Annotated in this window: 12 protein-coding genes; 11 read left to right on the top strand and 1 reads right to left on the bottom strand. The window is 55.3% G+C overall.

Going from position 1 to position 13,075, the window contains the following annotated elements; translation table 11 throughout:
• Positions 1–13: 13 nt before the first annotated feature.
• The 5 genes from KCQ76_RS09320 (at position 14) to KCQ76_RS09300 (ending at position 7,839) form a co-directional block, all read left to right on the top strand.
• Positions 14–1,294, top strand: coding sequence for a pyridoxal phosphate-dependent aminotransferase (locus tag KCQ76_RS09320; RefSeq protein WP_082089949.1), 1,281 nt, complete (start codon positions 14–16; stop codon positions 1,292–1,294).
• 199 nt (positions 1,295–1,493) lie between these two features.
• Positions 1,494–2,906 carry an adenylosuccinate lyase gene (gene purB, locus KCQ76_RS09315; protein ID WP_046202160.1) on the top strand — a complete coding sequence of 471 codons (1,413 nt, stop codon included), beginning with the start codon at positions 1,494–1,496 and terminating at the stop codon, positions 2,904–2,906.
• A 101-nt stretch (positions 2,907–3,007) separates the two neighbouring features.
• The gene (locus KCQ76_RS11110) at positions 3,008–4,429 is read left to right on the top strand and encodes an alpha/beta hydrolase (protein WP_221914856.1); all 1,422 of its coding nucleotides are present in this window, start codon (positions 3,008–3,010) and stop codon (positions 4,427–4,429) included.
• A 114-nt stretch (positions 4,430–4,543) separates the two neighbouring features.
• Entirely contained in the window at positions 4,544–5,437 is an 894-nt protein-coding gene (locus tag KCQ76_RS09305; protein ID WP_046205277.1) for a phosphoribosylaminoimidazolesuccinocarboxamide synthase, read from the top strand.
• A gap of 104 nt (positions 5,438–5,541) precedes the next feature.
• The gene (locus tag KCQ76_RS09300; RefSeq protein ID WP_102215100.1) at positions 5,542–7,839 is read left to right on the top strand and encodes a S9 family peptidase; all 2,298 of its coding nucleotides are present in this window, start codon (positions 5,542–5,544) and stop codon (positions 7,837–7,839) included.
• 5 nt (positions 7,840–7,844) lie between these two features.
• Here the strand turns inward: KCQ76_RS09300 and KCQ76_RS09295 are convergent, their stop codons facing one another.
• Positions 7,845–8,465 carry a TetR/AcrR family transcriptional regulator gene (locus tag KCQ76_RS09295; protein WP_221914855.1) on the bottom strand — a complete coding sequence of 207 codons (621 nt, stop codon included), beginning with the start codon at positions 8,463–8,465 and terminating at the stop codon, positions 7,845–7,847.
• 139 nt (positions 8,466–8,604) lie between these two features.
• On the opposite strand from KCQ76_RS09295, the gene KCQ76_RS09290 reads away from it, so the two are divergent.
• From KCQ76_RS09290 to purQ, 6 genes are all read left to right on the top strand, one after another.
• The gene (locus KCQ76_RS09290; RefSeq protein WP_052722394.1) at positions 8,605–9,435 is read left to right on the top strand and encodes a carboxymuconolactone decarboxylase family protein; all 831 of its coding nucleotides are present in this window, start codon (positions 8,605–8,607) and stop codon (positions 9,433–9,435) included.
• 2 nt (positions 9,436–9,437) lie between these two features.
• Positions 9,438–9,875 (top strand): cupin domain-containing protein, encoded by a 438-nt coding sequence (locus KCQ76_RS09285; RefSeq protein WP_046202015.1) that lies wholly within the window; start codon positions 9,438–9,440, stop codon positions 9,873–9,875.
• Positions 9,876–9,959: 84 nt separating this feature from the next.
• Complete coding sequence (locus tag KCQ76_RS09280) at positions 9,960–11,375, top strand: cation:dicarboxylate symporter family transporter (protein ID WP_046202016.1); 1,416 nt, start codon at positions 9,960–9,962, stop codon at positions 11,373–11,375.
• A gap of 97 nt (positions 11,376–11,472) precedes the next feature.
• Positions 11,473–11,961 carry a glutathione peroxidase gene (locus KCQ76_RS09275; protein ID WP_046202017.1) on the top strand — a complete coding sequence of 163 codons (489 nt, stop codon included), beginning with the start codon at positions 11,473–11,475 and terminating at the stop codon, positions 11,959–11,961.
• Between the two features lie 84 nt (positions 11,962–12,045).
• The gene (gene purS / locus KCQ76_RS09270) at positions 12,046–12,339 is read left to right on the top strand and encodes a phosphoribosylformylglycinamidine synthase subunit PurS (RefSeq protein ID WP_046202018.1); all 294 of its coding nucleotides are present in this window, start codon (positions 12,046–12,048) and stop codon (positions 12,337–12,339) included.
• The gene (gene purQ, locus KCQ76_RS09265) at positions 12,339–13,007 is read left to right on the top strand and encodes a phosphoribosylformylglycinamidine synthase subunit PurQ (RefSeq protein WP_046202019.1); all 669 of its coding nucleotides are present in this window, start codon (positions 12,339–12,341) and stop codon (positions 13,005–13,007) included. Before purS ends, purQ begins: the two co-directional genes overlap by 1 nt.
• Positions 13,008–13,075: the final 68 nt, after the last annotated feature.

Here is a 13,075-nt window from a genome sequence, read left to right as displayed (position 1 = left end):
GAGCAGAGTAACAGTGGGACGTGACAATTCGGAGTCAGCTGATTACAGCGGAATGAATTATTCGGAGGATCAGCATTCAAATTCGGGTAGCTCTGGAAAGGATTATGGCTTAGCAATTCAACGTGGCCATGCCGATCCTTTTTATACGATGGAAATGGTGGCCCGCACCGCGGAAAGAGAAGCCGAGAAGCATGACACGGTGCTGTTATGTATCGGCCAGCCGTCTACTCCCGCGCCGCGCGTTGTCCGAGATGTTGCTATTGAGGCCATTGAAAAGGACAAATTAGGGTATACCGAAGCTTTAGGTATTCAACCGTTGCGTGAGCGTATTGCTCGGTGGCATTCCGAAACATATGGGACGGATACCAAGGCCGATAACGTTATTGTCACGACGGGGTCCTCGGGCGCATTTGTTGCTATTTTCGCAGCTTGCTTGCCTTTTGGTGGGACTGTTGCCCTGTCGAGCCCCGGATATGCGGCATACCGCAATGTTCTTCAAGCATTGGGTAATTCCTTTATTGATATCCCGACGACGGCCGAAACCCGTTTCCATATGACCCGTAAGCACCTTGATGATCTTGCTCAGGCGGGGAATAAGCCGGATATGGTGTTGATTACGTCGCCTAATAATCCGACCGGGTCAATTATTGATCCCGAAGAATTGCGCGCAATTTCAGAGTGGTGCGATGAAACTGACACGGTGTTGGTTTCTGACGAGATTTACCACGGAATTAGTTATGGTCGGCCCACCGTGACGGCGAGGTCCCTTTCTGATCGTGCCGTGGTTATTGGCTCTACATCCAAGTACTTCTCCATGACAGGCTGGCGCTTGGGTTGGCTGATCATTCCCGATGATCCGACGCTGCGGGAAACGATTGAAAATATATTAGGAAACATTTCTCTCTGTGCTCCCGCTCTTTCGCAGATCGCGGCGACCCGCGTGTTTGACGACGATGCCCTGGCTGAACTCCGCGTCCACGTCGAGCGATACAAGGAAAACCACGACATCCTTAACAAGGAGCTGCCCGCAGTGGGGCTGCCCCGCTTCGCGCCCTCCGACGGTGCTTTCTACTTCTGGGTTGATGTCTCGGATTACACCGACGATTCCGTCGCCTTTGCTCACGAACTCCTTGATGCCACGGGTGTGTCCGTCTCTCCGGGGACTGACTTTGACGGGAGTGCCGATAAAGCGCTGGGCAAGAAGTACGTCCGGGTGAGCTACGCGGGCACACCCGAAGAGATGCGGGAAGCGTGTCGTCGTTTGAAGCCATTCCTGGAGGCCCGGCGTCGGTAACTCCGATTAGTGTGTCGGTAAAAGTGTCTGCCATATCCGGGTGGTGTCGTGGCTGGTTATGGCTCTGGTAGCCCCCTAGACTGATAGTGTGGCTGAGAACAAAACGGACAATCCGCGTACCAATTCCGTCGACACAGGCAAGGGCACATCACCCGACCAGGGCAGCACTGGTGCTCCGGCCGGCACACATAAGAAAGACATAGCGAATGTGCTAGCACATCGGTATGCCTCGCCAGAGCTGGTCAATCTGTGGAGCCCGGAGCACAAAATCATCATGGAGCGTCGGCTCTGGATCGCTGTTCTTCGTGCGCAGAAAGAGCTCGGTGTCGATGTTCCCGATGAGGCTATCGACGCCTACGAGTCAGTTATTGACCGCATCGATCTGGATTCCATCGCCGCGCGTGAGCGCGTCACCCGACACGACGTCAAAGCGCGCATCGAGGAATTCAACGCCCTGGCTGGATATGAGCACATCCACAAGGGGATGACCAGCAGGGATCTCACCGAAAATGTTGAACAACTGCAGGTGTACCGGTCCCTAGAGCACGTGCGGGACAGGATGGTGGCGGTTCTCCGGGCGTTGGCTGATTGCGCGGTTCGCTACCGCGATCAGGTGATGGCGGGGCGATCCCATAATGTCGCTGCTCAGGCGACCACGTTGGGCAAGCGTTTCGCGTCGGCAGCTAATGAAATTCTGGTTGCTTACGAGAGGTTGGAAAACCTTATCTCGCGGTATCCGCTCCGCGGGATCAAAGGCCCGATGGGAACGTCCCAGGACATGCTGGATCTCGTCGGTGGGGATGAAACCAAACTTGAGCAGTTGGAAAACTCTGTATCGGAATACTTAGGTATTTCCCGACGGTTCGATTCGGTCGGGCAGGTGTACCCGCGCAGCCTTGACCTGGATGTGATCTCGGCGTTGGTGCAGCTGGGTGCGGGGCCGTCGTCGCTGTCTATGACCATCCGCTTGATGGCTGGAAATGAGCTGGTCACGGAGGGTTTCAAGGAGGGGCAGGTGGGGTCCTCCGCGATGCCGCACAAGATGAATGCCCGCTCGTGTGAGCGCATCGGTGGTCTGCAGATTATCCTCCGTGGCTATCAAACGATGGCTGCAGATCTGGCGGGTCAGCAATGGAATGAGGGCGATGTCTTTTGTTCTGTTGTTCGCCGAGTGGCGCTCCCGGATGCTTTCTTTGCTTTCGACGGAATGGTGGAAACCTTACTGACCGTTCTCAAAGAGTTCGGCGCATTCCCCGCAATGATTGATAAGGAACTAGAACGGTATCTGCCATTCTTGGCGACGACCCGAATCCTCATGGCCTCTATTCGCGCTGGCCTGGGACGTGAAACAGCCCACGAAATTATTAAAGAGAACGCCGTGGCCACCGCGCTTGATATGCGTGAGAAAGGCGCGGAACAAAACCTCATCGAGCGTCTCGCCGCCGATGATCGGCTCCCGTTGAACCGCGAACAACTGGATGCTGCGATTGCCGACCGCCACGCCTTCATCGGAGCAGCGGGTTCACAGGTTGATCGTGTTGTCGCACGCGTGAAAGACATCGTTGCCGAGCATCCCGAGGCTGCCGCATACATGCCTGGCGACATTGTGTAGAGCGTGACCATTGCCCGCCCAGCTCATCGCACGGTTAGCCACTCGGCGGAACACTGCTGTATGGCCAGCCATTCTGTGCGGCGCGACCGTATGATGGGCCGGTGCATATTCTTGGAGACATTCCCCTCGTGGGGACGATGCCCTCATTAGTCAATGGTGTTGTCATCATTCTGGTGTGGGCTTTCTTCTTCGTATCGACGGCACGCGCCCGCAGCTCCTGTTATGCCACCCGCCTGGCATGTGTATTGCTTGGCAGCGTGACGACGGTAACCGCCTTAGTGTGGCTGGTCCTGGAAAAGACCTGGAAGCCGTTCGGTGGCGGAACCGCTATTGGTGTGTATGTCGCAGGCTGGGCCCTCATTGTTTTGATTGGCCTGGCGATTGGACCCTATTGCGCGCGGGGTCAAACCCGGTTGGTGCCCTGGTTCAAGAGGATGCGTGCGACGGGGCCGCGTTCGTCGAAGCCGCGTGCCAGTTTTTCGCAACGGTGGGCGTCGATCAGGTGGAAGTCAGTGCTCCGCATTGTTGGGGCGTGTGCTGCGTTCGTCTGTGGCACTGTCGCGTGCGTCAATGTAGTGAATAATAGTTTTGCTCTGTATCCGTCGGTCGATTCTCTGGTTGGCAAGGAGCCGTACACCACCGCCCAATATGCCGATGTCAAGGGAACATCGACTCCCTTCACCCCTCCTCAGGGCAGCACGATTGCCGGGGCATGGAATGGGGTTTCACCACGGAATAAGGGTGTGCTTGTTACCTTTATGATCCCGTCGCCGGTATCTCATTTTCAGACGACGGAATCTCAGGTGTATTTACCACCGGCCTATTTCGCGAATCCACGGCCACTGTTGCCGGTCGTTGTGCTGATGAATGGCTTGCCGGGGTCCCCATCGCAGTGGTTTGAGATCGGCAACGCGGGCCAGACCCTGCATCATTTTGAGCGCGTCCACCACGGTTTAGCTCCCGTGGTTGTGGCGATTAATACGGCCGGTAATGATGATGAGGATTTAGGGTGCTTTGATACAAAGAAAGCCAAAGTGCAGACCTATATGGACACTGACGTTCCGCAACAAATACAAAAGTATTTTCAAGTATCCAATGATCCGACCCAGTGGGCCATCGGTGGCCTGAGCTATGGCGGAACATGTGCGCTTCAGGCCATCGTGAACAATCCGGAGCCGTACCGTTATTTCCTTGATTTTTCGGGCGACCGCACCCCGGGGACCATGTCGGCCAAAGGAAACGCGGATACGTATTTCGGTGGGAACCTCAATGCTTATCTACGGGTTAATCCGGAAGATATCCTAAAGAGAAGAAGATTCACGGGGACTAAAGGTGTCTTTGTTGCCGGCCAGTCTGACAAGTCGTCCGTTCGGGATCTGAAGTATATGAATGGGTTGGCTCAGAGCGCTGGAATCGACTCGTCATTTCGTGAGGTTCCCGGCGGCCACGATTTTGGCACGTGGCGGCTGGCGTTAGTTCTCGCTCTTCCCGATGTGGCCCGAGCTACGCGGTTAATCGGTTAGCGGTTTATCCGTTAGCAGTTAACCGGTGAGAGGTCGTCGCTGCACAGCGCGGTAAATCGCCATTGTGGGGTTATGAATCGGGTTTTCGGGTTCAGGGGAGTAACATACCGGGCCATGCGCCCTGAACTCTCTTCATATGAGCACCTTTCCGCGGGAAAGGTTCGCGAAAATTATGAAATTGACGACGACACTTTGTTGATGGTGGCGTCGGATCGTGTTTCTGCGTTCGACTATATTCTGGATACCCAAATACCGGATAAGGGCAGAATCCTTACGGCAATGAGCACGTTCTTTTTCGAGCAGCTCGATATGCCGAACCATTTGGTTGGCCCCGTTGATGATGAGCGGATTCCAGAGGAAGCGTTGGGCCGCGCCTTAGTCTGCGAAAAGCTCAAGATGATTCCTTTCGAGTGCGTTGCCCGGGGATATCTGACCGGCTCGGGTCTGAAGGAATACAACGAGACCGGCCGGGTCTGCGGCATCGAGCTTCCCGAGGGCCTAGTTGAGGGCTCGAAGCTTCCGGAACCCATTTTCACTCCGGCGACGAAGGCGGAGTTCGGCAGCCACGACGAGAACGTCGATTATGACTACGTTCTCGAGCACCTGGGGGAGCGTCGCGCGGAAACTATCCGCGACGCAGCACTGTCGCTTTATTCTCAAGCAGCTGCTATTGCCGACGAGGGTGGCCTGATCCTGGCCGACACCAAGTTTGAGTTCGGCGTGGACGCTGACGGAAACGTGAAATTGGCGGATGAGGTGCTCACGCCCGATTCGTCGCGGTACTGGCCCAAGGAAGGCTACCGGGAGGGCCACCGCCAACCCAGCTTCGACAAGCAGTACCTGCGTAACTGGTTGATCGGCCCGAAGTCGGGCTGGTCCCGCGAATCCGGCGTACAACCACCAGCGCTACCAGGCTCGATCGTCGAGGCCACCCGCGACAAGTACGTGGAAGCCTACGAACGCGTGTCGGGATTGAAGTTCGCCGACTGGATCGGCCCGTCAGCGTAAGACCGTCAACTTAAGACCCGTCGGGCACGCTATACGCGCAGATCAATCCTACTTTTCGACGCCATCACATGATCGTGTCCGGGCCGAACAGTAGGGTAGTGGCTATGTCTCACGTTGATGATGCTCATAACGCAACTCACCCACCGCGCAACGTAGCCTCCACGGGCCCCGACGAGGGCTCCCTCCAGTACACTTCCTCGGGCACGCCGATCCCTCCGACGGCGCATATTCATCCGACGACGCGCTCGCATCACGGGCATGACGTCGTCGATAATTATGAATGGCTGAGGGATAAGGAAAGCCCTGAGACTTTGGTTTATCTCCGGGCTGAAAATGAGTACACGGAGGCCCGGACGCGTGATTTAGCTCCTTTGCAGGATTCGATTTTCCACGAGATTAAAAGCAGGACGCAGGAGACGGATTTGTCCGTTCCGGTTCGCTCGGGGGATTGGTGGTATTACGGCCGCAGCCTCGAGGGGAAGAGCTACGGGGTATCGTGCCGCGTTCCGGCGTCCTCGACGGGGGACAAAACGAAGGATTGGACTCCGCCGGCGATTGATGCTGAGTCCGCGCCCGAGAATGAACAGATCATTCTTGATTCCAATGTCCTGGCCGAAGGGGCGGAGTTCTTTTCGCTCGGTGCGTCGAGTGTTTCGGTGGACGGAAACTACTTGGCATATTCCACAGATACGACGGGCGACGAGCGGTTTGACCTGCGCATTAAGGATCTCCGGACAGGCGAACTCCTAGACGACGCCATCGACGGCATCGGATATGGAGCCACCTGGGTCGGTTCGGAGTGGTTATTTTACGAGCGTGTCGACGATTCCTGGCGCCCGAACGAGGTCTGGCGTCACCGAGTCGGCACCCCAACGGACCAGGACGTATGCATATTCCGTGAGGACGACGAGCGCTTCTGGGTCGGGTGCGGAACAACCCGCTCGGAGAAGTACCTTTTTGTCGAAGTCGGATCCAAAGTCACCTCCGAAGTGTGGTTCCTGGACCTGGGGGTCACTGGTGACGGGAAGTCGAAAACGGTTCACCCCCAGCGTGTGACAGGTGAATTGCAGTGCATCCTGCCTCGGCACACGGGTGTGCAATATGACGTTGATCATGCCGTTATCGGTGGGGACGACCGCTGGATTGTGCTGCATAACGCGCATGGCGCGGACTTTGAGCTCGGCATGTCCAGTGCCGCGCCGCTGACCAGCCTGGACGACCTGGACGTTGTGATCCCGCACAAGCAAGGCCGTCGCATCGAGGGAATGGATGTGTTCGCGCAGAACATGGTCGTGGGCTATCGCGAGAACGCCATTAACAAGTTGGGGCTTTTCTCGTTTGCCGACGGCACCGTCGGGAATCTCGAGCCTATCGATTTTGATGAGGAACTCTACAGCGCCGGTACCGGGGGAAATGCGGAGTGGGAATCCCCGTATATCCGCATGGCCTATGAGTCCTTTGTGACGCCCGGCCTGGTTTTTGACTACGACTTGGCGACGGGCGAGCGGTTGGTGCGCAAGCAGCGGATCGTGAAGGGCGGATATGACCCGTCTGACTACGTCGCACGCCGGATGTGGACGACAGCGCGGGACGGTGCGAAAGTTCCGGTCTCGTTGATCTACCGAGCAGGTCTCGAGGGGAAGACAGATTCCGACGGACTACCCACCGGCGGCCCACACCCGACGATTCTCTATGGCTACGGATCCTATGAAGCTTCGATGGACCCCGCGTTTTCGATCGCCCGGCTGTCGTTACTCGATAGAGGCATCGTGTTCGCCATCGCGCATGTCCGAGGTGGCGGAGAGATGGGCCGATCCTGGTACGACAACGGCAAAACGCTGGCCAAGAAGAACACGTTCTACGACTTCATTGACGTTGCTGATGACTTGATCAGCAGGAACGTGACCGACAACAAACACATGGTTGCGCTCGGGGGATCGGCCGGTGGCCTGTTGATGGGTGCCGTCGCGAATATGGCAGGAGACCGGTTCTCTGGGATCGAAGCCGTCGTCCCATTTGTGGATCCCTTGACGTCGATCCTCATGCCGGAGCTTCCGTTGACCGTGATCGAATGGGATGAGTGGGGCGACCCCCTCCACGATCCCGAGGTGTACGACTACATGGCGTCATATGCCCCGTATGACAACGTGTCGGCCGACAACACGTATCCGCCGATTCTCGCGTTGACCAGCCTGAACGATACGCGAGTGCTGTATGTGGAACCGGCCAAGTGGGTTGCTAAGATTCGCGCGACTATTCCAGGGGCCGACGTCTGTCTGAAAACCGAAATGATTGCGGGCCACGGAGGCGTGTCAGGTCGCTATGAGCAGTGGAAACAGACCGCATTTGAGTATGCCTGGATGATTCGTCGCGCCGGCGTCGCCGAGGATGCAGCCGTTTAAACCCATCAATCCCGAAATTGAGCTGCGCCATGGCTGAGCAACTGTGTGCTGAGCGTGATCAGCTCATCGAGGGGCATTGTTTTACCATCGGCAATCCACTGGCGGTACATGTCCAATGTGCCGGCTACTAGAAAAGTATTGATGGTGTTTTGCTGTTCACGGGACAGATGCGCATACGGATTATGCCGCGCCCGGTTATGGACGAGATTCATGTCGAAGAAACGTTCGGCATAGTGCCGATATTCGGGGGACACCACGAGCTGTTCGAATAAAGGCCCTTGCCGCGTGGCGAAGTCGAAAAATACGCGGTTGATGTTGGCAATAGTCATTGTTGGAGGAATTGAATCAATAGTCTCTGCATAGTCTTGCTTCATTGATTCCAATTCCTCGCGGAAGAGTTCCTCCACCGAGTTGTAATGCAAGTAAAAGGTTTTCCGGTGAATATTTGTGCGCCGGGTAATTTCCGCAACAGTAATTCGATGCGGAGGTTTTTCGCAGACGAGCTCTTCTAACGCACGATGTATAGCCGCCTGTGTTTTGGCAACACGACGATCGACACGGCCCTGGGGACGGCCCTGCTCTGTAGAGCTGTCACGCGAATCGTCGCGTTCGGCAGTGTTGGTCATCGTGCCTCCATCATCGCCAGGTGGATAATCACCACTTCGGCATAGAGTGTTGATTATTCGACAATTACACCCTTTCTGTTCATTGTGCATGAGGGGGCTTCGTGTGAATATGACTGGCACCACGTGATAGGAGGTCACCATGTCAGCTTCACAACGAGATGCAGACGAACAGCCAGATCCACGTCATACCGATCGATCCATACCCGACGTCTTTCGTGAAGTCTTCGACCACGACTATTCGTCACTGGGCTCCTCAGCACGGGTGAGCGAGGAGTTTAACCAGATCACCGGCCGGTTTGCCTTTGGCGAGATGTGGCCTGCCAGTGGACTCGATGACCGACGTAAGATCTTGGTCAGTGTGGCGTGCGTGTCGGCGAGTGGTGGCGGTGAACTATCTGCATTATTGTGGGCAGGCCTTCATCTAGGTGTTGCAGCGGAAGAGCTACAGGAAGTTTTCCACCAAATAGCGTCCTACGTTGGGATCAGTCGCGCCCGGCACGGATTAGAGGAGCTAGACAAACTTGTCGACGCTCCCGTTAGTGTCCAATCGACCGTGACCGAGCATGATCGCCTGGCCAAGGGAATTGCCGCGCAGAAAGCAATGTTTGGCGATGGAATCGACGCAATGCGTGAGAATGCACCCGAGGATGAGAGTTTCATTCAAGATGCTTTGTCAGCCTATTGTTTCGGTGATACGTACACCCGGAAAGCGCTAAGTCTTGCTGACCGGGAATTGTTGACGTGGGTGGCCATCATTTCCTTGGGTGGCTGTGACCCACAAGCTCGGGCCCATGTTTCGGGGAACCTCGCAGTGGGGAATGATCGCGCAATTCTCTTGGGTGCTCTGGCGGTTTGCGTGCCCTGGATTGGTTTCCCAAGGAGCCTTAATGCCCTGGCCGCGATTAATAGCCAGACGAAAAGTGACGTTGCAGAAGACAAAACTGCAGAAAATGACGATAAGGAGTCATAAACATGAAAATCACGAGTAAAGATGAATTCGACAAAGTCAATAAGTTTGGCACGGGTGATTCCAATGACGCATTCGCCGAATACTTCGTCGGGAAGTCATTTTTACAACCCATCGCCCAGCTTGATGAGGCGGGCTTGGGGATCGCCAATGTGACCTTTGAACCCGGATGCAGGAATAACTGGCATATCCACCACGCCCGTCGCGGCGGTGGCCAGATCTTGATGTGCACCGCGGGAGAAGGCTGGTACCAGGAAGAGGGCAAGCTCGCCGTCAGCATGACGGAAGGTTCCACAGTGGTCATTCCGCCGAATGTGAAGCATTGGCACGGCGCTAAGGCGGATAGCTGGTTTTCCCATATCGCCATCTCGGCGCCTGGGGAGGAGACCAGCAATGAGTGGTTGGAGCCCGTCTCGGACGAGGAGTATCAATCCCTCACTTAGTGGCAGCCGGGTGTTCTGGTTCGGGGGTAATCTTTTCGATAATGATTACCCACACAGGGTAGCCCCGCTGTACCATCTCAGCTCATGAGCTCCTCTCCAGTTCGGATCGTCGAACCCAAAAAAGAGAAAAAAGATAAGTCCCACTGGCTTTATATCTCTGTCATTGTTGCCGTTCTTGCGGGCGTCATTCTGGGCCTCGTTGCTCCAGACGTGGCGGTCAAATTCGAGTTATTAGGAAAACTCTTCGTTGCGTTGATCAAGATGATGATCGCGCCCGTTATCTTCTGCACAATTGTGCTGGGGATCGGTTCTGTCCGAGCAGCAGCCTCGGTGGGGCGAGCCGGCGCCATTTCGTTGGTATATTTCATCGTCATGTCAACGTTTGCCCTGGCCATAGGACTCATCGTCGGCAATATTGTTAAACCGGGATCGAGCTTGGCTATGCCAGAGGCTGGGTCGGGGATGTCGTTCGTCGATAACAATAAAGAATCCGCTCATGGACTGAGTGGGTTCGTTATGTCCGTTATTCCGGACACGTTATTCTCTTCACTGACCAGTGGTTCTGTTCTTCAGGCCTTGTTCATTGCCCTCCTGTGCGGCTTTGCTATCCAGTCGATGGGAAGAGCTGGGGAGCCTTTATTATCGGCCATTGCTCAGATTCAAAAGCTTGTTTTTAAAGTTTTGATGATGGTCCTGTGGACAGCCCCTGTCGGTGCATTCGGCGCTATTTCCTGGGTTGTGGGGTCCACCGGTTTCGATGCAGTGAAGCAACTTGTTTTGTTGATGCTGTGCTTCTATGTGACCTGCGTCATTTTCATTTTCGGCGTTTTGGGTCTGGTTCTCTATACCTTCACCCGTTTCAATATCTTCAAGTTAGTGAAATATTTAGCCCGCGAGTACCTCCTCATTTTTGCGACGTCGTCGTCAGAGTCTGCGCTGCCCACGTTGATTCGCAAGATGGAGCACGTAGGTGTCGATAAATCAACCGTGGGCATCGTTGTTCCGACCGGTTATTCGTTTAATTTGGATGGCACGGCAATTTACCTCACGATGGCGTCGATTTTTATTTCCGACGCTATGCACAAACCCCTTAACTTGGGTGAGCAAATTGGGCTTTTGGTTTTCATGATGATTGCCTCGAAGGGTGCTGCCGGCGTTTCGGGTGCTGGATTAGCAACGTTGGCTGGTGGACTGCAGGCACACCGGGCTGAGCTGTTGGATGGGGTTGGAATCATCGCTGGTATTGACCGCTTTATGTCCGAGGCGAGGGCTTTGACCAACTTCGCCGGCAATTCTGTGGCAACGCTGGTCGTGGGCGTCTGGACCCATACGGTTGATAGAAACCGTGTCAATGCCGTGTTGTCCGGGGAGATTCCGTACGTGGAGACTCCGGAGGATATGGAGTCGGACGTCAACCTGCGTAATCCTTCCGTGAAGAACCCCGCCGACAAACTCCAGCCCACGCCTCAGGTGAATGTTGACGACTATCAGCGCGCCTAAATATTCTGAGGTGCCCGCGGCTAAATTTGCTTAGATACACACAAGTACTTAAGCGTAATGCACGTATTTTGCCCCCAGTCGCGCGTACTCTGGGGGTATGAGTATTTATGACATCCCAGTAACGACGATCGACGGTAAAGAAACAACGATGCGCTCGTGGGAGGGCCATGTTCTTTTAATTGTGAACGTTGCTAGCGAATGTGGTTTCACTCCACAGTATGAGGCCCTGGAGCACATTTTCGAGGAATACGCGGCACGGGGCTTTTTCGTCATCGGCGTTCCGTGCAACCAATTTGGTGAGCAAGAGCCCGGCTCGAATGAGGAGATCAAGGAGTTCGCGTCGTCGAAATTTGGTGTGACATTCCCGCTGCTGAGCAAGACGGATGTCAATGGTGACAATGAGCACCCGTTATACACAGAGCTGAAGAAAACCGCTGATAAAGATGGTGAAGCGGGCGACGTGAAGTGGAACTTTGAAAAATTTGTTCTGTCGGATTCGGGGGAGGTCTTGGGCCGGTTCCGCAGCGATGTAGACCCAGAAGATGATGACCTACTGGATCTGATTGAGGATAACCTCCCTCTCTAGCTGGCTTTTCAATTGGTTGAGTTCTCCAACTATTCGGTAATGTTGTTGGTGGTGTAGTCAACTGACCGGATAGGGAGCGCCACTGTGGCTCGAGTTGTTGTCAATGTCATGCCGAAGACTGAGATTTTGGATCCGCAGGGGCAAGCGGTTCTGCGCGCGTTGGGGCGAATCGGGGTGAATGGGGTTCGCGACGTCCGCCAAGGCAAGCGGTTTGAACTTGATGTCGACGGTTCAGTATCGGATGAGGAGCTGGACCGGTTGGCATCGACGCTATTGGCCAATACCGTCATTGAGGATTATGACGTTGTTACCGAGCGTGTCGACGATTCAGCTGCCACCCCCGTCACTTCAACCAGCGCGAATGAGGGGGCTCACTAATGCCACGTATTGGTGTGGTGACATTTCCCGGCACCCTTGACGACGGCGATGCTGCGCGCGCTGCCCGCTTGGGCGGCGCCGAGGTGGTCCGTTTATGGCATGCCGACGCTGATCTGAAAGGCGTCGATGCTGTGATCGTGCCGGGCGGTTTTTCGTACGGGGATTATCTCCGAGCGGGCGCTTTGGCAAGCTTGGCGCCTGTGATGGGTGAGGTCGTGCGTCGAGCCCACCAGGGGCTCCCCGTACTAGGTATTTGCAACGGGTTCCAAATTTTGCAAGAGGCAGGCCTTCTTCCAGGAGCATTAACCAGGAATAAGGGCCTGCATTTTCATTGTGTGGACACGTATTTGCAGGTGGAACGCACGTCCACTCCGTGGACTGCCGGGTTCACCCAAGGCCAGAAGATTCTGGTGCCAGCTAAGCATGGTGAGGGCCGCTTTCAAGCGCCCGCGGACACGATTTCGCAGTTGGAAGATGAAGGTCGCGTCGTCTTTCGGTACACCGATAATTTTAATGGCTCGGTGAATGCAATTGCCGGGGTTTCCAGTGCCGACGGTCGTGTCGTGGGGCTCATGCCGCACCCGGAGCACGCGGTGGAATTGCTGACTGGCCCCTCAACGGATGGGTTAGGTTTGATTCATTCGGTTCTTGATTCGGTGGGAGTGTAAGTGATGGTGAACCAAACGAATAAGACTGACATAACTACCGAGGATGACCAGATGCCGACGTCCACAGA

The organism is Corynebacterium parakroppenstedtii (assembly GCF_019754935.1).
In the GTDB taxonomy this organism is placed as follows: domain Bacteria; phylum Actinomycetota; class Actinomycetes; order Mycobacteriales; family Mycobacteriaceae; genus Corynebacterium; species Corynebacterium parakroppenstedtii.
Note: the sequence above shows the minus strand (reverse complement) of the source record. Positions and strands in the feature narration are given on the sequence as shown.

Coding starts and splice junctions, on each gene's coding strand:
- KCQ76_RS09285 (WP_046202015.1), top strand. CDS start 9,438: ATGAAAATCACGAGTAAAGATGAATTCGACAAAGTCAATAAGTTTGGC.
- KCQ76_RS09290 (WP_052722394.1), top strand. CDS start 8,605: ATGTCAGCTTCACAACGAGATGCAGACGAACAGCCAGATCCACGTCAT.
- KCQ76_RS09300 (WP_102215100.1), top strand. CDS start 5,542: ATGTCTCACGTTGATGATGCTCATAACGCAACTCACCCACCGCGCAAC.
- purQ (WP_046202019.1), top strand. CDS start 12,339: ATGCCACGTATTGGTGTGGTGACATTTCCCGGCACCCTTGACGACGGC.
- KCQ76_RS09295 (WP_221914855.1), bottom strand. CDS start 8,465: ATGACCAACACTGCCGAACGCGACGATTCGCGTGACAGCTCTACAGAG.
- KCQ76_RS09275 (WP_046202017.1), top strand. CDS start 11,473: ATGAGTATTTATGACATCCCAGTAACGACGATCGACGGTAAAGAAACA.
- KCQ76_RS09280 (WP_046202016.1), top strand. CDS start 9,960: ATGAGCTCCTCTCCAGTTCGGATCGTCGAACCCAAAAAAGAGAAAAAA.
- KCQ76_RS09305 (WP_046205277.1), top strand. CDS start 4,544: ATGCGCCCTGAACTCTCTTCATATGAGCACCTTTCCGCGGGAAAGGTT.